We start from the raw sequence: 19952 nt of genomic DNA on the forward strand, positions 1-19952 counted from the left end.
GTTATAAATCCAGCGCGGTCAGATCAATATAGTGCGCCAGGTCACGCGTTTCCGCCCGGGGCAGATAGGGTAACTCCCCCAGCAGAGGGGCCGGAATTTTATCCCGCAGCACATCAATAATTTCGGCATAGTGCGCCAGGCCGGGGTTAATCCGGTTAGCCACCCAGCCTAAAAGTGGCAGCCCGTCATTGATCACCGCCTGAGCCGTTAGCAGCGCATGGCTGATGCAGCCAAGCTTAATACCGACCACCAGCACCACCGGCAGCTGTTCCTGTACCGCCCAGTCAGACAGCGGGCGCAAATCGTTCATCAGGCTTCGCCAGCCGCCCGTGCCCTCCACCACAATATAATCAGCCTGATCGTTCAGGGCATGCAGTCCGTGGCTCATTGTTGCGTGGCTGATCGGGGTAATACTGGTACTGATTTCGTCATCGAGCAACGTGATGGGATTAATCGCCTCATAGGGCAACTGTACTGATGAAGAGCGCTGAAGCACCAGAGCATCCTTATTTCGTGGTCCCTCTTCCGTTTGCTGGCTGCTTTTCGCGACCGGCTTGTAGCCTACGGCGTGTTTACTGTTTGTCGCCAGCTTTTGTAATAACGCACGCGATACCACCGTTTTTCCTACTTCAGTATCGGTTCCAGTGACAAATAAACGTTTCAACATGGTATGACTCCGACAGGCACAGCCTGGCCTCATTGATAATTTTCATACTCGGTAAATGAGCGAAAATTGTAGGGGAGTGCCGCAGGTCGGAGATTGCGTTAGCGCAATGTTTAGTGGATTTATCAGCCTTGTAGCAATTTGATTAATAATGACCCGTTATAGAGCGCATCTTTCACCAGTGCCGCCCCCGGCATGGTGCCAAGGTTAATAAAGGCGGTGGGCTCCACACTGACCTGTTTGCTGTAACTGGGTAAGGACTGTTGGCGAATACAGGTCGCAATGGCCGGATAAAGGATAGTTTGCGCGCGGTTAAGCGGCGACCCGATGAGAATTTTTTGCGGATGGAACAGGTTAACCATCACCGCCACAATACGGCCTACGCTATTACCTACGCCGGAAATGACATCGCAGGCCAGTTGATCCCCTGCCAGCGCGGCATCACAGAGCGCATCGATGGTAAGCGGCTGATTATGCAGCGTGGAACTCATGGACGCCTGCATCCGCTGTGTGACCAGTTCCAGCATACTGTCTGTGCTGGCTACCGTTTCCAGGCATCCGTGATTACCGCAGTAGCAGCGCTTGCCCCACGGATCGACCTGGGTATGGCCGATCTCCACCAGCGTGCTGCTGCCACCGTGCAACAGACGTCCACCGGTGATCACCCCGGCCCCTACGTTATGGTCAATCACCACCTGGAGAACATCACGGGCATCCTGCGAGGCACCAAACAGCGATTCGGCCATCGTCCAGGCACAGATATCATGCTGTATGTAGACCGGCAGACCGGTATGGCTGGCCAGCGAGGGCCCGAGAGGCATATCGTCAACATCATAATAAGGCATGCGGTGTACGATCCCGGTCTGGCTGTTCATAATGCCAGGCAGCGTGATAGCAATCGCAGTCAGGCGTTCCAGTTTATGCTGATGATGGATAAAGAACTGGTCGATCTGCCGGATGATACGGGTCAGCAGCGGAAGGGCATCTTCTGCAGGCAGGGAAAACTGCTGCTCTACCACCATTTTACTGCTGAGGTCACGCAGGGCGAGTGTGATGTCACCAGCGCCAATACGTACGGAGAGAAAATGCCAGGCCTGTGTGTCGAGCAACAGTCCGACGGCCGGGCGTCCACGGCTTCCTGGCTCCTGGAACTCCGTCTCCTGAACCAGGTGAGCTTCCAGCATCTCACGCACGATTTTTGTGATACTGGCCGGGGCCAGCTGCGCTTTTTTTGACAGCTCAATACGCGAGATGGGGCCAAACCGATCAATCAGTCTGTACACCGCTCCGGCATTAGTCTGTTTAATCTGGTCAATATGGCCAGGCTGACTGTCCGCAATCACACCCTACTCCCGCTTAATACCGTCAAAAAAGGCCTTTGTCACTCTTCTCAACCGGCCGACAGTCGTCAGAGGATGACGATGAGGGCCGCCCGAGCGGCGCTTATTTTCGCGCTTCAAAATAAAGCATCCGGCTCATGGTGAAACACTTATCAGATGGCGTCAAATATTTGATTCGATATGTGATTTGCCGCACATAAACCCTGTCTGGCTGCTCATGTTTTCCGCTATTTTTGTTGTGGGAACGGCAATAAGAGTTTCATCATCGACGCGACCACCGCCGGCATCTCCCGCTGCCGGGACCACACCAGCCACACTTCAGATTGCGCATCCTGTTCGGTCAGCGGTATCCACACCACGTCACTCAGGCGCACGCGGCGAAATGAAGCGGGAAGAATTGAGACCCCCAGTCCGGTTGAAACCAGTCCAATAATGGTCATCGCTTCGCCCACTTCCTGAGCGATATCGGGCTGGATCTGGTAACGCCCCAGCAGGGCCAGAATTTCGCCATACAGCGCCGTCCCCACCTGCGGGTCAAAGAACACAAAGGGCTCCTGCGCCAGCTCGCTCAGTGCGATACCCGGCCTGTCGGCCAGACGGTGGGCGCGATGAACCAGCGCGTACATCGGCTCGCGCAACAGCAGCTGATGATCGAGGTTTTCCGGCAACAGCGTGTTGCGCATGACGCCCAGGTCAAGACGTCCTTCGCTGAGCGGGGCCAGTTGCTGGCGGGTGTTGATCTCCTGCATCTGGATATGTACTGCCGGGAAGCGCTGGCGAAAGGTGAATAACGCATCGGAGACCACGGTGATAAACGGGGCCGAGGAGGTGAAGCCAATACGCAGCTCCCCTTCATCTCCGCGATGCAGCCGGGAGGCTTTATCCGCAGCCTGTTCGACCTGCTGCAGGATATGACGGGCATCCTGCAGAAACTGCTGTCCGGCGGCCGTCAGTTGCACGCTGCGGTTGGTTCGGGCCAGCAGGCGAGCGCCGGTTTCCTTTTCCAGATTCTGAATTTGCTGACTGAGTGGGGGCTGAGAAATATTCAGCCGCTGGGCAGCCCGGCCGAAATGCAGTTCTTCCGCCACGGCGACAAAATAGCGCAGATGGCGCAGCTCTATATTCATAGGTTTAACATATCATTCGAGATTATTAATATATTAGACATCATAATCTCAGTTTCTTACCCTTTACAACGTCATCCCCCATGAACTTGCTAAGGAACCGTTGTGAACCGCTCATTGCCTGCCGTCAGACCGCCCGCTTCCGCTGACCGGGCCACTCCCGCCCTCCCCGGCCAGCCAGCCGCCGATAAGAATCTCATGATCAAACGCGGAACCCCTCAGTTTATGCGCGTCACGCTGGCGCTGTTCTCCGCCGGTCTGGCGACCTTCGCCCTGCTCTACTGCGTACAGCCAATCCTTCCCGTGCTGTCGCAGGAGTTTGGCGTCTCACCGGCGGCCAGCAGCATTTCCCTGTCGGTTTCAACGGGGATGCTGGCACTGGGTCTGCTGATCACCGGCCCGTTATCCGATGCGGTCGGACGTAAGTCGGTTATGGTCACCGCACTGATGCTGGCAGCGATTTTCACCCTGCTTTCTGCCACCATGACCAGCTGGCACGGCATTCTGCTGATACGTGCACTGATTGGACTCTCCTTAAGCGGCGTGGCCGCTGTGGGCATGACCTACCTGAGCGAAGAGATCCACCCGAGCGTGGTGGCGTTCTCCATGGGTCTGTACATCAGCGGGAACTCGATTGGCGGCATGAGCGGTCGATTACTCAGCGGGGTGATTACCGACTTTACCAGCTGGCGGATTGCGGTGATGGCGATCGGCTGCTGCGCGCTGGCCTCCGCGCTGATGTTCTGGAAAATTCTGCCGCCCTCCCGCCATTTTCGCGCGGCGTCGCTCAGGCCCCGCAGCCTGCTGATCAACTTTCGCCTGCACTGGCGTGACAGCGGATTACCGCTGCTGTTTGCCGAAGGTTTTCTGCTGATGGGGGCGTTTGTCACCCTGTTTAATTATATTGGCTACCGGCTGCTTTCCCCACCCTATTCATTAAACCAGGCAGTCGTCGGGTTGCTGTCGGTCGTTTATCTCACCGGATCATGGAGCTCACCGAAGGCGGGGGCGATGACGGCAAAATATGGCCGCGCACCGGTTCTGCTGTTTTCAACCGCGCTGATGCTGACCGGATTACTGGTGACGCTGGCGACGAGCCTCTGGCTGATCCTGCCGGGCATGATGCTGTTTACCGCCGGCTTTTTCGCGGCGCATGCCGTCGCCAGCGGCTGGATAGGTGTTCGGGCGCGCCGGGCCAAAGGCCAGGCGTCCTCACTCTATCTGTTCAGCTATTATCTGGGTTCCAGCGTGGCGGGAACGCTTGGTGGCGTGTTCTGGCATGACTTCGGCTGGCACGGCATTACCGCTTTTATCTCCATAATGCTGATCCTGGCGCTGCTGGCAGGCACCCGCCTGCACGGTAAAAAACTCTGATCCCATTCACCGTAGCGGTTCGGGAGGACAGGCTCTCCCGACAATCTCCGCTAAAAAGTCCATCACCCTGATCGCCGCCGCTGAACGCCTGACTTCCGGGTAAGCGGCCAGCCAGATATCCCTGGCGGGGCCGGGTGACACGACCGGCAGAGAAACTAGCGCAGCATCGGCCTCGCCCATGAAACAGGGCAGCACCACGGCCCCCAGGCCCGTCCGGGCAGCCTGCTGCTGTGCCATCAGATCGCTGGCACGAAATACCACGGTGCGGCCTGCCAGCAGGGTGTTCAGCCATTGTTGCTGGGTCACGTAGTCGAGCCGATCCTCATAGGCGATAAACGTCCAGTGCTCCGGTGAAATGGCACTGAACGCGGGGGCCGCATACAGTCCAAAGCGCATCGTGCCAATACGCCTGATGAGCAGATCAGGATCTTCAGGCCGCGTCAGACGAACGGCAATGTCGGCTTCGCCCTTATCCAGCTGTGCATGATGGGACACACCGGACAGAGACAATGTTATCCCCGGGTGCTGCTCCGTAAAACGCGCCATTTCAGGGGCAATCAGCCGGGCGGCGACGGCGGGTGACGCACTGACCCTGACCACTGTCTTTGTCGTCGCAGCCAGAGATAGAGCCTGAAGCTTCACCCGGTCGGCCATCCTGTTCATGTCCCCGGCAACGGCGGCGATCATCTGACCGTGTGCGGTCAGGGTGGTACGCCGCGGCAGCCTTTCCGTCAGCCGCAGTCCGAGGTCTTTTTCCAGCGAGGCGATACGGCGGCTCACCGTGGCATGGTCAACGTTCAGCACTTTTGCCGCTGCCGACATTGATCCATGACGAACCAGGGCCAGAAAATACGCCAGATCCTGCCAGTCCATCTCCGACTCCTGGTGCAAAAATTCACGTATATGGAAGTTTTATACGCGTATTTTCGCATGATAAACAGTTTTACACTGCTCTTTCGCAAATTGTGAGGAAGAGAATATGCCCATCGCTATCAGTATCAGTCAGCCCGGAGGCCCGGGGGTATTAACGCCAATCGAGGTGTTTCCGGCAGACCCGGGGCCGGATGAGGTGCAGATCCGCCACGCCGTCATTGGCGTCAACTTTGTTGATATTTATTACCGCTCCGGCCTTTATCCCCTGCCGTCCTCTCCTGCGATACCCGGTTTTGAGGGCGCTGGCGTGGTCGTTGCCAGCGGGCGTAACGTTAAGGGGTTTTCTCCCGGCGATCGCGTTGCCTATACCGGTAATCCCATGGGCGCATATTGTGAATGCAGAAATATTCCTGCCGGGCGGCTGATTAAGATCCCGGCGGGAGTGGATATGCGTACCGCAGGCAGCTCAATGTTGCGTGGCCTGACGGCACATATGCTGCTGCATAAAGTCTGGCACGTACAACCGGGCGAGTGGCTTCTGGTTCATGCCGCTGCCGGAGGGCTGGGTCAGTTGGTCACACGCTGGGCAACCCTGAAAGGCGCACGGGTCATCGGTACCACCAGCTCGCCAGCCAGAGCCGCGCACGTGTCGGCCGCCGGGGCGGTCAGTGTGCTGCTGCATACGGATCCCAACTGGGTCAGTAAGCTACGTGAAATCACCGGGGGGCCCGGCGTACATTTTGCCGTGGACGGTATCGGCGGAAATATGCTTTCCGCAACGCTCGGCGTGGTGCGCCCCTTTGGTATGGTGGCCAGTATGGGCCAGCCGGCGGGCCCGATCCCCCCGGTAGCGGTGGAAGAATTAGGTTTCAGCCGATCCATCGCCCTGATGCGCCCCAGTTCGATAGCCTACGCTGACGATGCGGATCTGTACCGGCAGGGAGCCGACGATCTGATGACCGCCCTGCAAAACGGGCTGGTCAATCCTGTCGGTGCCGAGTACGCCCTGACGGAGGCGGAACAGGCCCATGCCAGCCTCGAAGCAGGCCATACGACAGGCAGCGTTATCCTGACGGTCTGACAGGCGCATCATTTTACCGGGTAGTGCCCGCCGGCAGTACTACCCTTTTCACCTCTACGGGCTTCCCCTGGTGGTAATGAAGGTTCTTTTGCTGCTGACGCAAAAAACGCGGTTGCTGATGTTCATCTCCGGTTTCTCCTGCTATAGTCATTAGTATGTTGTAACTAATGGAGGTCTCATGACTCGTTACGATGCCGTTGATCAACTTCATCACTGTGTTGGTCAGTTGGAACAGGAGCTGGCGGTATTGCAGCAGCAGATCCTCGCCCTGCGGTTACTGGCCGCCCGGGTGTTTGAACTGCCAGGAGTGGAGAAAGGAAAAGAGCACGACCCGCTGACCCAGGTGGCCGTGACACAGCTGACCGGCGCGAAGGCGCTTGAACGGACCCTGACGCATTACGGCCGTCTTTTTATGCAACACCAGTCGGAGAAACTGAGTACCAAAGCCGCTGTGCGCCTGCCTGGTGCCGTCTGTCTTGAGGCCGATGCCGATCAGGCTGACCTGCTGCACCAGCAGGTGGCGACGATCAATCAGCTAAAACAGCGGCTGGAGCACATTATCACCGTGGAATCTGGCCTGCCCGCCGAAGAGCGTTTTGAGTTTGTCCACCGCCATCTGCGCGGGCTGATCACGCTGAATGCCTACCGCTCGCTGACCCTGCTGGATGCGCCGGACTCCGTGCGCTTTGGCTGGGCCAACAAGCATATTATCAAGAATGTCAGTCGCGACGAGATGCTGGCAACGCTGCAAAAAAGTCTTAAGGCCGGACGCGCTGTTGCCCCGTGGACGCGCGAGCAGTGGGCAGAACGCATCGCTGAAGAAATAGACGCGGTGAAATCGCTGCCCGCCGGGGCGGCGCTGAAGATCAAACGGCCGGTGAAGGTTCAGCCGATTGCGCGGGTGTGGAACAGCCGGGATCGAAAACAGACGCAGCTGGCCTGCCCTTCTCCCCTGCTGGTACTGTGCCCGGACGCCAATAGCGTACCGAAGCTGGGGGAACTGTTAAATTATGACGCCGCCAGGGTGACGCATCGCTATAAACCCGATGCCCAGCCGTTATTTTTGCTGATCCCGCGCTTGCATCTGTATACCGATCGGCTGGTGTAACATGAAAAAAAGCGGGACGACCGATAAGCCTGTCGTCCCGCCGGCGCAGAGTGGATATCCGGTGTTACACCTTCATACTGCCGACCATGGCTTCCGGGCGCACCCAGGCATCAAACTCCTCTTCCGTCAGATAGCCAAGCTTCAGCGCCGATGCTTTCAGCGTCAGCCCCTCTTTATGCGCTTTCTTGGCAATTTCTGCCGCTTTATCGTAGCCGATATGGGTATTCAGCGCCGTCACCAGCATCAGTGACTCATTCAGCAACTGACTGATGCGGTCACGATTTGGCTCAATACCGATAGCGCAATGGTGGTTAAAGCTGTCCATACCGTCAGCCAGCAGACGCACCGACTGCAGGAAGTTATGGATCACCATCGGGCGGTAGACGTTCAGCTCGAAGTTACCGGATGCGCCACCGATATTCACTGCCACGTCGTTACCCATCACCTGACAGCAGAGCATGGTCATGGCTTCACACTGGGTCGGGTTGACTTTACCCGGCATGATCGAACTGCCCGGCTCGTTTTCCGGAATGGCAATCTCGCCGATGCCGCAGCGTGGGCCGGACGACAGCCAGCGCACGTCGTTGGCGATTTTCATCAGCGAGGCTGCCAGGCCTTTCAGCGCACCGTGGGCGTGCACCAGCGCGTCGCAGGTCGCCAGGGCTTCAAATTTGTTCGGCGCGGTGACAAAGGGTTGTTTTGTCAGCTCAGCCAGCTCTTTTGCCACGCGGACGGCATATTCCGGGTGCGTATTCAGTCCGGTACCCACGGCGGTGCCGCCCAGCGCCAGTTCAGCGACGTGGGGAATGCTCTGCTCAATGTGCTTCAGATTGTGGTTCAGCATGGCCACCCAGCCGGAGATCTCCTGGCCCAGAGTCAGCGGTGTGGCATCCTGCAGATGGGTACGGCCAATTTTCACGATGTCTTTATAGGCTTCTGCTTTTTCATTCAGCGTTTTATGCAGTTTTTTCAGTTCGGGGAGCAGGTGTTCCTGTACCGCAACCACTGCCGCCACATGCATGGCGGTCGGGAAGACGTCATTCGAACTCTGGCTTTTATTGACGTCATCGTTCGGATGCACCAGGCGCGACATGCCGCGTTCACCACCGAGGATCTCGCTGGCACGGTTAGCCAGCACCTCGTTCATGTTCATATTCGTTTGCGTACCGGAACCGGTCTGCCAGATGGCCAGCGGAAACTCCCCCTGATGCCTGTCGGCCAGCACTTCATCGGCGGCCTTGATAATGGCCCCGCTGCGATCGTCCGGTAACAATCCGAGGTCATTATTCACTTTGGCCGCCGCACGCTTGGTCAGCGCCAGAGCATACACCAGCTCAACCGGCATTTTTTCTGTGGAGATTCGGAAGTGTTCCAGCGAACGCTGCGTTTGCGCTCCCCAGAGTTTGTCGGCAGGGACATCAATCGGTCCCATTGAATCTTTTTCAACGCGGTTGGCAGCCATTCCTGTCTCCTTTAGTACAACGTATAATATGGGGCGCGCTTTGCCCGTCACAGCGGTCAGAAGCGCGGCAATAGTCTGACACAGAGAGGGATACGATTATGCGACTCATTCGCGTTTATTGCATCCCGATTGTCCTTCCAGTGTAGTTTTCTGCTTTAATACTGCCAGTAACCGCTGAATGGCAAGGGAGAAAGAATGCAAAAGTTAATCAATTCGGTGCAACATTACGCCTGGGGCAGTAAAACGGCGCTGACTTCGCTTTACGGTATCGCTAATCCGACACAGCAACCGATGGCGGAATTATGGATGGGGGCGCATCCTAAGAGCTCGTCTCAGGTGATGGTGGAGGGCCAGCCGCGCGCACTGAGCGATCTGATTGATACTGACAAAGCGGGTCTGTTAGGTGAAAGCGTTGCCCGGCGTTTTGGTGAGCTGCCCTTTTTATTTAAAGTGCTGTGCGCCGATCAGCCGCTGTCAATTCAGGTGCATCCCAGTAAAACCGCTGCTGAAGCCGGTTATGCCCGCGAAAATGCCGCCGGCATTCCGCTGGATGCCGCCACGCGCAACTACAAAGACGCCAATCATAAACCTGAACTGGTTTACGCCCTGACGCCGTTTAAAGCCATTAACGGCTTTCGTCCCCTGTCAGAGATTGTCTCGCTGCTGCAGCCGTTAGCCGGGGCGCATCAGGCGATTGCCCACTTTCTGAATCATCCCGATACGGCCTCCCTTTCCGCGCTGTTTGCTGCCCTGCTCTCGCTGGCGGGAGAAGAGAAATCGCTGGCGCTGGATATCCTGCAGACCACCGTCGCCAGCCAGCACGGCGAGCCCTGGCAGACGATTGCCGACATCGCCAGTGTGTATCCCGATGACAGCGGTCTGTTCGCCCCCCTGCTGCTGAATGTCATCACCCTACAGCCTGCTGAAGCGATGTTTCTTTTCGCTGAAACACCGCACGCTTACCTGCACGGCGTGGCGCTGGAGGTCATGGCTAACTCGGATAATGTGCTGCGCGCCGGGCTGACACCGAAATACATTGATATACCGGAGCTGCTGGCCAATCTGCGATTCGACTCCCGCCCCGCCGATACGCTGCTGACCACACCGCAGCAGGAGGGTGCCTCGCAGCACTTCCCCATCCCGGTGGAGGATTTTTCTTTTTCCATTCATGCACTCGATAGCCAGCCGCTCACCGTCAGCCAGCAGAGCGCCGCGATTATCTTCTGTATCGACGGGCAGGCGACACTGAACTGTGGCGGGCAGACGCTGCTATTACAAGCGGGTGAATCCGCCTTTATCAGTGCCCGCGAGCCATCGCTTACCCTGAGCGGAAAGGGTCGCGTGGCCCGGGTATTTAACGAACTGCCGAATTGCGGCTGACGCCGCTGGCCATAATTGCTAATATTATTCCCGAATTATTAAAAAAACGCCGTCAGGCGTTTTTTATCGCCGAAAGGTAACCTGCAGGACCTGCACAGGTTTGCGGTGTTTGTGAACAGTAAAAGGATGCGATTACAGATGAAAAAAACAAAGGTTGCTGTGGGTGTGGTTATCGCTCTTGGCGTAGTCTGGACTGCAGGTGCCTGGTTTACCGGCAAGCAGTTAGAAAAAAACATGGATCATTTTGTTCAACAGGCTAACGCACAGATTCAGAATAGCGCACCGGAAAGCCGGCTGAAATTGAGCTATCAGGATTTTCAGCGTGGCATCTTTAGCAGCCATGCGCGCTTTGTGTTGCAGTCAAGCTCACAAACGGAAGATAACTCCCTGCTGAAACCGGGACAGAGCATTATCTTCAGCGAAAATATCGATCACGGTCCTTTCCCTCTGGCTCAATTGAAAAAATTCAATCTGATCCCGAGTATGGCCTCTGTTCACACCGAGCTTGAAAACACCGAGGCGGTGAAGAAGCTGTTTGAAATTACCAAAGGGAAATCCATTATTCAGGCTGAAACCCGCATTGGTTACGGCGGCAGCACTGACTCCGCTATCACCCTGCTGCCTGCAGACTATAGCAAGCCTGAAGCGGGTGAGCGTTTTGCCTTCGATGGTGGCACCCTGAACATCAGCGCGGATGGGGAAGGCAATAAAGTCGACTTCAGCAGTGACATCAACAGCCTGGTGATGTCCTCCCGGAATGAGCTGGATATGCCGGTTCTGGTCACGCTTAACGGCCTGAAGGTCGATGCCAACACCCACCTCAGCCCGGAAGGTGTGCGCATAGGCGATCAGACGATTAATCTGACAAAGCTGACTGCGGCGGTTGACGGTAAAGAAGCGATGGTAGCCGAAGGGCTGAAAGGGAAATCAAACTTTGATTCCACTAACAACCGCGTTTCAGGTCTGATTGACTACACCCTTGACGGACTTAAGCTGCAGGGCCAGAGCTTTGGTCAGGGCAAGCTGGCGATTAAGCTGGACGGGTTTGATGGTAAGGCGTTGAAAACCTTCTCTGAAACCTATAACCGTCAGGTGCAGGCACTGACCAGCGACCCGGCGCTGCAGGAGAACCCAGAGTTGTATCAGCAGCGCGTCTCCGAACTGCTGACGCAAAACGTGGCACTGCTGTTGAAGGGGTCGCCTTCCGTCAGCATCGCGCCGTTTAGCTGGAAAAATGACAAAGGTGAAAGTAGCTTCAACCTGAATGCCCAGTTCAAAGATCCGGCCGCCACCACGGCTCCCGCGCAGAATCTGGGTCAGCAGGTGGACAGCGTGCTGAAATCGCTGGATACCACGCTGACCATCTCCATGCCGATGGCCACTGAAATGATGACTCACGTCGCCATGTCAGAAGGTTACAAGCAGGAAGATGCCGCGAAGCTGGCCGATCAGCAGGTGAAAGGTCTGGCTGCGATGGGACAGATGTTTAAACTGACCACGCAGAAGGATAACAACATCACCACCGGCCTGCAGTACAGCACCGGACAGGTCACCATGAACGGTGAAAAAATGCCGCTGGAACAGTTCCTCTCCCGCTATATGCTGGGTGGCGGTATTGCACCGGAAGGTATGCCGCAGTAAACCGCGTTAATGAACGGGCCGCTTCTGCGGCCCGTTTCTTTTACAGTGCCTGGGGGTCAGATTCTAACAGCACCCCGGTACCAAAATCTGGCAGCGAATGCTGGCGCAGATAATCCGCAAAGGATACCCGCGAATTCTCTTTTTCCCATGCTGCCTGTAGCTGACCGAGCAAATCGGTTGATTTCGCCGTCTGTTGCGGCGTGGTCGTATCCGACGCCAGCCAGCCTTTCACATACTTTTGCTCACGGGTTGAGGTTGTCGCTGACTGATCCAGCATGGCCGACACCAGAGCGCCCTGACGATACTGCACATCAGTGGTGCTTTCCGCTTTGTCATCAATCTGAGTAAAGAGGTAATTCTGCGAGTTTCTGTCCGTCGTCAGATTGAGCGACGATCCGGCCGTTAACGGTTTATGGTAGCTGGCCGTCAGATGCGACTGTTGTTTCTGCGTAAAATGACGATTCTGATCGCTGGTGCCCGTGATCGTCGTGGCCTGAGATACGCTGTAAGAGAACGTGTTAACCTCGTTCACCCGCATCGGGTTAGGGGTGGCCGGCGCTTGCGTCACGGAAGCCTTAAAGTCTGCCAGACCGGTCAGCATAGTTTTATCTGAACGCGTCAGTGAGATAAAGAGGGTCTGCTGACTGTTTCTTGAGGGAGAGGCACTGTCGCTGTAATGCGTATTCAGCGCAGTAAACGCATCCCTGAACATGGTCATCAACGTACTGTTACCTGCTCCGCGACTTTGCGCACGGTCAAACTGCGTCAGATACTGACTGAGCGCGCGCTGTTGCTGGCTCTCGCTGCCGTGAAGCTCACGTTTGCTCATGTCCACGCTGATATCAACAGTGCCCAGGCTGCCGGTCGATTTTACCGAACGGGTCTGGCTGTCTGCGTGGAAATCCAGCGTCAGTTTATTCTCGCCCGAGACGGACGCATGCAGATCCACTGATGTCAGTACCGAGGTGTTAAATTTCGTCAGCGCACTGAGATCCAGCTTTGGCGGCTGAGCCGTCAGGCCATCCAGGGCTTTCTGGAAACTGTCAGACAGTTTTTCCAGTGCAGCCCGCTCAGCCTCGGTGAGCGTTCCCTCTTTCACGGCGATCTGCATACCGGATCCCTTGCTACCGGGCGTCAGTTCGACCAGCGCACCGCTGGCCGTTTTGACACTCAGGGTACCCTGACTCTCACTGGTAGCGGGGGCAACAAACAGGCGCCCGGGGGAATAGACCGGTGCGGCAGGCGTGGTCTGCCCCAGCGTGACGGCCGTCGAAGAGGGCGTCGTCGTCGCCTGAGGGGGTTCTGCCCCAGAAGCGGTTCTGGTGAGCGTCGTCGTATTGAGCAACGACGTGTTTAACGATAAGTTTCCAACCGATGAAATAACAGTCATTGTGCACAATCCCTTTGTTTACGCCAGCGCGTCACAGTTGATGAGGTACTTCTTTGACTATTTTCGGTAAAACATCAGAAAACTTTAATGATTGATGCCTCAGACAGGGAAGGAACCGGAGGTGACAAACGCTACGCCATTAACTGTGGCGATAAAATGATGTGCTGGGGCGCATCATCCGGGTGAGCTATTTTTTGCAAAAGCCGCGCCGCCGCACTGCGGCCAATATCCCGCGCGGTGCTGCTGACGAAGGTCAGTGCCGGATCATTCAGCGCGGCATCGGCGACATCGCTAAAGCCCACCAGCGCCATCTGCCGGTCGTAATAGCTTCCCACCGCGTCTTTACTGATAGTGCGCCCGCTGCGCTGCACGCCTAAATAGCAGCCGAGCGTGACGGCGGCGTTATGACACAGGATGGCGGTAATGCCCGGATACTGCAGCAGCAACTGCTCCGCCTGCGCCGGGATCTCACGCGGATGGGCACATCCTTCAATAATCCACTCACTGCGAAAAGGCAGCCCGAACTGCAACAGCGTGGCGCAGTATCCGCCAATGCGTTCTGCACGGGTTAATGACGCGCCAGAGCCGCCCAGCAGCGCAATGCAGCGGTGCCCGCGAGCGATCAGGTACTCCGTCGCCATTTTTGCCGCCGCATGATTATCCGGCCGCACCGAATCAATCTGTTCCAGACTGCTGGCGCGCGATGCACAGAGAACGGCGATATTTTTCTCCTGCGCTTTGCGGATCAGTGGGCCGGTATCGCCGCCGCCGCCGCCCAGAACAATGCCTTCCACGCCCTGCTCCACCAGCGAATCAAAACAGCGCTCAAGATGCTGGCCCTGCGCACCACTTTGCGTCAGAAACAGTACTTTTCCCTGCTGCTCCAGCGTCTCACTCAGCCCGGCGGTCATTTCAGCGTAAAACGGGTGGCAGATATCGCGCACGATCAAACCCACGACGCCGCTTCCACCGCCGCGCAGCATGCTGGCTGAACGATTACGCACAAACCCCAGCGCTTCAGCCGCGCGGTTAACGCGCTCGGTCGTAACGGCAGAGATCCGCCCCTTACCGGACAGCGCCAGCGAAACCGTCGTCACCGACACGCCGGCTTCGGCGGCTACATCATGAATGGTGATTTTCTTCTGAGACATCATTTTCTCATGGAATGGGTTCAGCCGTGTGCGAACAGCAGGAACGCTAAAGGTAAAACGTGACAGGCCGATTGTCGCAGAGAAAAGGTTCCCTCGCCAGAACCCTGTGATCTGTCACTCGTTTTTAAAAGGTAAAACGTTTTATCTTATTTTACCTCAGCAGCCGCTGAGCATGAATTCGCCAGGAGAGCGTATGTCCGCCACACGTCAGAAAATTACGGTTTGGGAATTTTTTCAGAGCCTCGGGAAAACCTTTATGCTCCCCGTTGCCCTGTTATCATTTTGCGGCATCATGCTGGGTATCGGTAGCTCCTTAAGCAGCCACGATGTTATCACGCTGATCCCCTTCCTCGGCGAACCGCTACTGCAGCTGGTGTTCACCTGGATGAGCAAAATCGGTTCATTTGCCTTCAGCTATCTGCCCGTGATGTTTGCCGTCGCTATTCCTTTGGGGATGGCGCGTAATAATAAAGGGGTGGCGGCGTTCTCCGGCTTTGTCGGCTTCGCCGTGATGAACCTGGCGGTTAACTTCTGGCTGACGGCCAAAGGCATTCTGCCCACCACCGATGCGGCTGTCCTTAAAGCCAATAACATTCAAAATATTATTGGTATCCAGTCCATCGATACAGGCATTCTCGGCGCGGTGATCGCCGGGGTCGTGGTGTTTTACCTGCACGAACGCTTCCACGATATTCGCCTGCCGGATGCCCTCGCCTTCTTTGGCGGCACGCGATTTGTGCCCATTATCACCACGCTGGTGATGGGCCTCGCCGGACTGGCGATCCCGCTGATCTGGCCGTGGTTTGCCAAAGCGATTGCCGGCCTGGGCTGGGTGATCAATAGTGCGGGGGATTTCGGCCCGATGATCTTCGGCACCGGCGAACGCCTGCTGCTGCCCTTTGGCTTACAGCATATTCTGGTGGCGATCATCCGCTTTACCGATGCGGGCGGCACGCTGGACGTGTGCGGTCACAGCGTCAGCGGTGCCCTTACCATCTTCCAGGCACAGCTTTCCTGTCCAACCCCGGGCGGCTTCGCTGAGAGCGCCACGCGCTTCCTGTCCCAGGGGAAAATGCCGGCCTTTCTCGGAGGGTTACCCGGTGCCGCGCTGGCCATGTATCACTGTGCCCGCCCGGAAAATCGCCATAAAATTAAGGGGCTGCTGATTTCCGGCGTGGTCGCCTGCGTGGTCGGCGGAACCACCGAACCGATTGAATTTCTGTTCCTGTTTGTGGCACCGGTTCTCTATCTGATCCACGCCCTGTTAACCGGTCTGGGCTTTACCCTGATGGCGGTATTAGGGGTCACGATAGGCAATACTGACGGCAATATTATCGACTTCGTGGTGTTTGGTGTTCTGCACGGGCTGCAAACCAAATGGTACTGGGTTCCCGTGGTCGCGGCTGTCTGGTTTGCCGGCTATTACCTGATCTTCCGCCTGGCCATTACCCGCTTCAATATCAAAACGCCAGGACGTGAAATTGACACCGTTAACGTCAGCAGCCCGGCACGTGAGGTCAGCGGTAAGTCGGGGTATAACACCCCTGCCATTCTGGCGGCACTCGGCGGGATCGACAACATTACGTCACTGGATAACTGCCTGACGCGCCTGCGGTTATCAGTGAAGGATATGAGCCTGGTTGACGATGCCGCGCTGAAGGCCCATCGGGTAATCGGTGTCATCCACCTCAGCCAGCACAATCTGCAGGTAGTGATTGGCCCGCAGGTTCAGTCGGTAAAAGATGAAATTGCCACGCTGATGCCGGCCGCTTCCGCATAAACCGGGAACCGTGCTGCGGCACAGACTGAGGATGACACAATGTTTGATTTTGACCGGGTGATCGATCGCCATGGCAGTTGGTCCACCCAGTGGGATTTCGTTGCTGACCGCTTTGGTCATGACGATCTGCTGCCCTTCACCATTTCCGATATGGATATTCCCACCGCCCCGGCGGTGATAGCGGCGCTGCAGCAGCGTGTGGCGCACGGTATTTTCGGCTACAGCCGCTGGCAGCATAGTGATTTTCTCGAGGCTATTAGCGGCTGGTACCAGCAGCGTTTTGCAGAAAAGGTCGATCCCCGGCAGATCGTTTACGGCCCGTCGGTGATTTATATGGTGGCACAGATGATCCGCCACTGGTCGCAGCCCGGTGACGGGGTGCTGATCCATACCCCGGCCTATGATGCCTTTTATAAGGTGATTGAGGGCAATCAGCGTCGGGTAATGGCGCTGCCGCTCAACCGCTCACAGGGCCTGTGGCAGTGTGATATGGCCGCACTGGACGCGTTACTCGCCGATCCGCAGTGCAAAATTCTGTTGTTGTGCAGCCCGCACAATCCAACCGGCAAAGTCTGGCATCACCGCGAGCTGGAACAGATGGCGCAGCTTTGTGCACGCTACCAGGTGCGGGTGATCAGCGATGAGATCCACATGGATATGGTGATGGGCGATGCGCAACACGTACCCTGGAGCCGCGTGGGTCAGGGACGCTGGGCGCTGTTTACCTCGGCATCAAAAAGTTTCAACGTTCCGGGCCTGACCGGGGCCTATGGCCTTATTAGCGATGAGGTGGATCGGGACGCGTGGTTTCAGGCACTGAAAAACGCCGATGGTCTCTCCTCCCCGGCGCTGCTGGCCGTTGCGGCGCATATTGCCGCTTACCGGCACGGCGCAGAATGGCTGGACGCGCTGCGCATCTATCTGCGGGATAATCTGCACCATGTAGCCCGCCGTCTGAATGCGGCCTTCCCCGCGCTGAACTGGCAGCCGCCGCAGGCCACTTACCTGGCCTGGATCGATCTGAACCCGCTGCATATTGATGAACAGCGGCTGCAGCAGGTACTGACGGAGCAGTACAAAGTTGCCATTATGCCCGGATCGACCTATGGGCCGCAGTGCAGGGGCTGGCTGCGCTTTAACGTCGGCTGTCCCCGCAGTAAGGTCGATGAGGGCCTCAACCGGCTGATTGCGGCACTGCAGTGCTGTTCAGCGTGCGATTAAGCAGCAGTTAACATCGGCAAACCCCGCTTGTTGCGCAATTTAGTGGCATTGTTGCGCAATAAGTTTTTATAATGCTCCGCACTTTATTAAAAAAACAGAGAGTGCCGACATGATCGATTCCCAGCTTCCCCTCACCGACATTCATCGCCATCTTGACGGCAATATCCGCGCACAGACCATTCTTGATTTAGGCCGTGAGTTTAACCTCGCGCTGCCCGCCACCACGCTGGATACGCTGCGCCCGCACGTGCAGGTGATTGACGCCGAGCCGGACCTGGTCAGCTTCCTCAATAAGCTGGACTGGGGGGTCAAAGTGTTGGGTTCCCTTGATGCCTGCCGCCGCGTTGCGCAGGAAAACGTTGAAGACGCCGCCCGCGCCGGTATTCACTATACCGAGCTGCGCTTTTCGCCGGGCTATATGGCCATGACCCACAACCTGCCGATTGCCGGCGTGGTGGAAGCGGTGATTGACGGCATTAAAGCCGGCTGCAGCAATCACAATATTGACGTGCGTCTGATCGGTATCATGAGCCGCACCTTCGGCGAAGAGGCCTGCCTGGATGAGCTGAACGGCCTGCTGGCGCACCGCGACAGCATCACTGCCCTGGACCTGGCAGGCGATGAGCTGGGCTTCCCCGGCAGCCAGTTCCTCAGCCACTTCACCCGCGCCCGCGATGCCGGACTGCGCATTACGGTTCACGCCGGAGAGGCCGCCGGTGCTGAGAGTATCTGGCAGGCCATTCGTGAACTGGGTGCGGAGCGTATCGGTCACGGGGTGAAAGCGGTGGAAGATCCGGCGCTGATGGACTTTATGGCGAAGCACGGCATTGGCGTTGAATCCTGCCTGACCTCGAACATTCAGACCAGCACCGTGGCCTCACTGGCGCGTCACCCGCTGAAAACCTTCCTGGATCACGGTATTCTTGCCACCATTAACACGGACGATCCGGCGGTTCAGGGGATTGAGATTGGTCATGAATATGCTGTTGCCGCCCCCGCTGCCGGGCTGAGCCTGGCGCAGATGCGGGTGGCGCAGGAAAACGGCCTGAAGATTGCCTTCCTCAGTGATGCTGAGCGCGCCGCCGTTCGGGCACGCGTCGCAGCCTGATATCCACCCGGGCGGGTGATATCCCGCCCCAGGCGGTATGGACATCGGTCAAACCCGGGCGAGCTAAAGCGTTGCCCCTTTTGACAGGAGCCCACGGATGTCGCAGGGGCTGACCTTGATGTGTGGTCAGCCCGTTAACGGCTTATTTCAGCGACATCGTCTGGCGTTTTTCAGCCGACTGCAGACCCAACTCGATCAACTCCATCACCTGAATCGCCTCTTCTGCTTTCACCGGGTTTTCCCCGACGCCGTTCACCGCATCGCGGATCGCCGCGTAGTAAGCCGGATAGTTGCCAGGAATGGTCAGCAGCGTCTTCTCCACCATACCGTCCCCCTCGGCCAGCGTCAGGACGCCGTCGCGCATATCATAGCCCCAGTCTTCCTGCGGCGGCCGCGCCCCGGACTTCAGGCGGTCTTCCTGCGGATCCAGACCGTATTTCACGAAGCTGCCGCGCGTGCCGTGTATCTGATAGCGCGCCGACTCCGCGGCCACCAGCATACTGCCGTGCAGCACCACGCGCCGCTGCGGATAGATCAGGGTGGCGTGGAAATAGTCGGTGGTCACGGCTCCGGGACGCAAATCGGCCGTATCCAGGTTGATCGCCACCGGAGAGCCAAACAGCTGCAAAGCCTGGTCAATGACGTGCGGCCCCAGATCGTACCAGATGCCGCTGCCCGGCCCCTGCTGCTCGCGCCAGCGCTGCTGTACCTGTGGACGGAAACGGTCGAAGTGCGATTCAAAATAGCGCACCTCACCCAGCGTCCCTTCCGCCAGCAGTGATTTGACCGTGAGGAAGTCGCTGTCCCAGCGGCGGTTGTGAAACACCGACAGCAGCAGACCTTTGGCTTTCGCCAGCGCATCCAGTTCGCGTGCCTGTGACAGTGTCACGGTAAACGGTTTATCCACCACCACATGCTTACCGGCCATCAGGGCAGCCCGGGCTAATGGGAAATGGGTATCATTTGGGGTAGGGATAACAATCAGTTGCAGCGTGGGATCGTCAAACAGCGCCTGGGGATCGGACACGACCTGTACCGACGGCCAGTCCGCATGAACCTTGCCCGCATCGCTGCTGGAAATGGCCGACAGCACCATTTCAGATGTCCCGGCAATTAATGGCGCATGGAAGGTTTTGCTGGCAAAGCCGTAGCCGACCAGCCCGACACGAATTTTATCACTCATTTTAATCCCTCTCGTGGTTACCCGTTGATTTAAGACGATCAACGGGGCAACCACAAGGAGGATTTGCCCGAA

General features: G+C 57.2%; 16 protein-coding genes. 8 read left to right on the forward strand and 8 right to left on the reverse strand.

Going from position 1 to position 19952, the window contains the following annotated elements; genetic code table 11:
* Position 1: 1 nt before the first annotated feature.
* From bioD to K6L24_RS11590, 3 genes are all read right to left on the reverse strand, one after another.
* Complete coding sequence (bioD, locus tag K6L24_RS11580) at positions 2-667, reverse strand: dethiobiotin synthase (protein WP_222681483.1); 666 nt, start codon at positions 665-667, stop codon at positions 2-4.
* 122 nt (positions 668-789) lie between these two features.
* Positions 790-2007, reverse strand: coding sequence for a sugar metabolism global transcriptional regulator Mlc (gene mlc / locus K6L24_RS11585; protein ID WP_062743386.1), 1218 nt, complete (start codon positions 2005-2007; stop codon positions 790-792).
* Positions 2008-2231: 224 nt separating this feature from the next.
* The gene (locus K6L24_RS11590; protein WP_062743387.1) at positions 2232-3131 is read right to left on the reverse strand and encodes a LysR family transcriptional regulator; all 900 of its coding nucleotides are present in this window, start codon (positions 3129-3131) and stop codon (positions 2232-2234) included.
* A gap of 102 nt (positions 3132-3233) precedes the next feature.
* Here K6L24_RS11590 and K6L24_RS11595 point away from each other — a divergent pair, with 102 nt between their 5' ends.
* Positions 3234-4502 carry an MFS transporter gene (locus K6L24_RS11595; RefSeq protein ID WP_392389191.1) on the forward strand — a complete coding sequence of 423 codons (1269 nt, stop codon included), beginning with the start codon at positions 3234-3236 and terminating at the stop codon, positions 4500-4502.
* Positions 4503-4508: 6 nt separating this feature from the next.
* On the opposite strand, the gene K6L24_RS11600 is transcribed toward K6L24_RS11595, so the two are convergent.
* On the reverse strand, positions 4509-5375 hold the full coding sequence (locus K6L24_RS11600; protein WP_222681484.1) for a LysR family transcriptional regulator: 867 nt from the start codon (positions 5373-5375) through the stop codon (positions 4509-4511).
* Between the two features lie 106 nt (positions 5376-5481).
* On the opposite strand from K6L24_RS11600, the gene K6L24_RS11605 reads away from it, so the two are divergent.
* The gene (locus K6L24_RS11605; protein WP_222681485.1) at positions 5482-6456 is read left to right on the forward strand and encodes a quinone oxidoreductase family protein; all 975 of its coding nucleotides are present in this window, start codon (positions 5482-5484) and stop codon (positions 6454-6456) included.
* Positions 6457-6634: 178 nt separating this feature from the next.
* Positions 6635-7564 (forward strand): DNA replication terminus site-binding protein, encoded by a 930-nt coding sequence (tus, locus tag K6L24_RS11610; RefSeq protein ID WP_062743391.1) that lies wholly within the window; start codon positions 6635-6637, stop codon positions 7562-7564.
* A 64-nt stretch (positions 7565-7628) separates the two neighbouring features.
* Here the strand turns inward: tus and fumC are convergent, their stop codons facing one another.
* Complete coding sequence (gene fumC, locus K6L24_RS11615) at positions 7629-9026, reverse strand: class II fumarate hydratase (protein ID WP_187509213.1); 1398 nt, start codon at positions 9024-9026, stop codon at positions 7629-7631.
* Positions 9027-9221: 195 nt separating this feature from the next.
* Between fumC and manA the strand changes: the two genes are divergently transcribed.
* Together manA and K6L24_RS11625 are read left to right on the forward strand one after the other, a co-directional pair.
* Positions 9222-10406 (forward strand): mannose-6-phosphate isomerase, encoded by a 1185-nt coding sequence (gene manA, locus K6L24_RS11620; protein ID WP_222681486.1) that lies wholly within the window; start codon positions 9222-9224, stop codon positions 10404-10406.
* A gap of 138 nt (positions 10407-10544) precedes the next feature.
* Positions 10545-12047, forward strand: a complete 1503-nt coding sequence (locus tag K6L24_RS11625; RefSeq protein ID WP_062743394.1) for a YdgA family protein — start codon at positions 10545-10547, stop codon at positions 12045-12047.
* Between the two features lie 40 nt (positions 12048-12087).
* On the opposite strand, the gene K6L24_RS11630 is transcribed toward K6L24_RS11625, so the two are convergent.
* Complete coding sequence (locus tag K6L24_RS11630) at positions 12088-13437, reverse strand: hypothetical protein (protein WP_222681487.1); 1350 nt, start codon at positions 13435-13437, stop codon at positions 12088-12090.
* Positions 13438-13568: 131 nt separating this feature from the next.
* On the reverse strand, positions 13569-14588 hold the full coding sequence (malI, locus tag K6L24_RS11635) for a Mal regulon transcriptional regulator MalI (RefSeq protein WP_280638597.1): 1020 nt from the start codon (positions 14586-14588) through the stop codon (positions 13569-13571).
* A gap of 193 nt (positions 14589-14781) precedes the next feature.
* Here malI and malX point away from each other — a divergent pair, with 193 nt between their 5' ends.
* The 3 genes from malX to add all read left to right on the forward strand — a co-directional run bounded on the left by malX (position 14782) and on the right by add (position 18697).
* On the forward strand, positions 14782-16368 hold the full coding sequence (malX, locus tag K6L24_RS11640) for a maltose/glucose-specific PTS transporter subunit IIBC (RefSeq protein WP_222681489.1): 1587 nt from the start codon (positions 14782-14784) through the stop codon (positions 16366-16368).
* Between the two features lie 39 nt (positions 16369-16407).
* A complete protein-coding gene (locus tag K6L24_RS11645; protein ID WP_062743398.1) occupies positions 16408-17589 on the forward strand; it encodes a MalY/PatB family protein in 1182 nt (393 codons plus the stop codon).
* A 109-nt stretch (positions 17590-17698) separates the two neighbouring features.
* The gene (gene add / locus K6L24_RS11650) at positions 17699-18697 is read left to right on the forward strand and encodes an adenosine deaminase (RefSeq protein WP_118664198.1); all 999 of its coding nucleotides are present in this window, start codon (positions 17699-17701) and stop codon (positions 18695-18697) included.
* Positions 18698-18839: 142 nt separating this feature from the next.
* Here the strand turns inward: add and K6L24_RS11655 are convergent, their stop codons facing one another.
* Positions 18840-19880, reverse strand: a complete 1041-nt coding sequence (locus K6L24_RS11655; protein ID WP_062743400.1) for an oxidoreductase — start codon at positions 19878-19880, stop codon at positions 18840-18842.
* Between the last annotated feature and the right edge of the window lie 72 nt (positions 19881-19952).

This window comes from Erwinia persicina, from assembly GCF_019844095.1.
GTDB classification, from domain to species: domain Bacteria; phylum Pseudomonadota; class Gammaproteobacteria; order Enterobacterales; family Enterobacteriaceae; genus Erwinia; species Erwinia persicina.

Coding starts and splice junctions, on each gene's coding strand:
- K6L24_RS11590 (WP_062743387.1), bottom strand. CDS start 3,131: ATGAATATAGAGCTGCGCCATCTGCGCTATTTTGTCGCCGTGGCGGAA.
- bioD (WP_222681483.1), bottom strand. CDS start 667: ATGTTGAAACGTTTATTTGTCACTGGAACCGATACTGAAGTAGGAAAA.
- add (WP_118664198.1), top strand. CDS start 17,699: ATGATCGATTCCCAGCTTCCCCTCACCGACATTCATCGCCATCTTGAC.
- K6L24_RS11655 (WP_062743400.1), bottom strand. CDS start 19,880: ATGAGTGATAAAATTCGTGTCGGGCTGGTCGGCTACGGCTTTGCCAGC.
- malI (WP_280638597.1), bottom strand. CDS start 14,588: ATGTCTCAGAAGAAAATCACCATTCATGATGTAGCCGCCGAAGCCGGC.
- manA (WP_222681486.1), top strand. CDS start 9,222: ATGCAAAAGTTAATCAATTCGGTGCAACATTACGCCTGGGGCAGTAAA.
- K6L24_RS11630 (WP_222681487.1), bottom strand. CDS start 13,437: ATGACTGTTATTTCATCGGTTGGAAACTTATCGTTAAACACGTCGTTG.
- fumC (WP_187509213.1), bottom strand. CDS start 9,026: ATGGCTGCCAACCGCGTTGAAAAAGATTCAATGGGACCGATTGATGTC.
- malX (WP_222681489.1), top strand. CDS start 14,782: ATGTCCGCCACACGTCAGAAAATTACGGTTTGGGAATTTTTTCAGAGC.
- K6L24_RS11605 (WP_222681485.1), top strand. CDS start 5,482: ATGCCCATCGCTATCAGTATCAGTCAGCCCGGAGGCCCGGGGGTATTA.
- K6L24_RS11625 (WP_062743394.1), top strand. CDS start 10,545: ATGAAAAAAACAAAGGTTGCTGTGGGTGTGGTTATCGCTCTTGGCGTA.
- K6L24_RS11645 (WP_062743398.1), top strand. CDS start 16,408: ATGTTTGATTTTGACCGGGTGATCGATCGCCATGGCAGTTGGTCCACC.
- tus (WP_062743391.1), top strand. CDS start 6,635: ATGACTCGTTACGATGCCGTTGATCAACTTCATCACTGTGTTGGTCAG.
- K6L24_RS11600 (WP_222681484.1), bottom strand. CDS start 5,375: ATGGACTGGCAGGATCTGGCGTATTTTCTGGCCCTGGTTCGTCATGGA.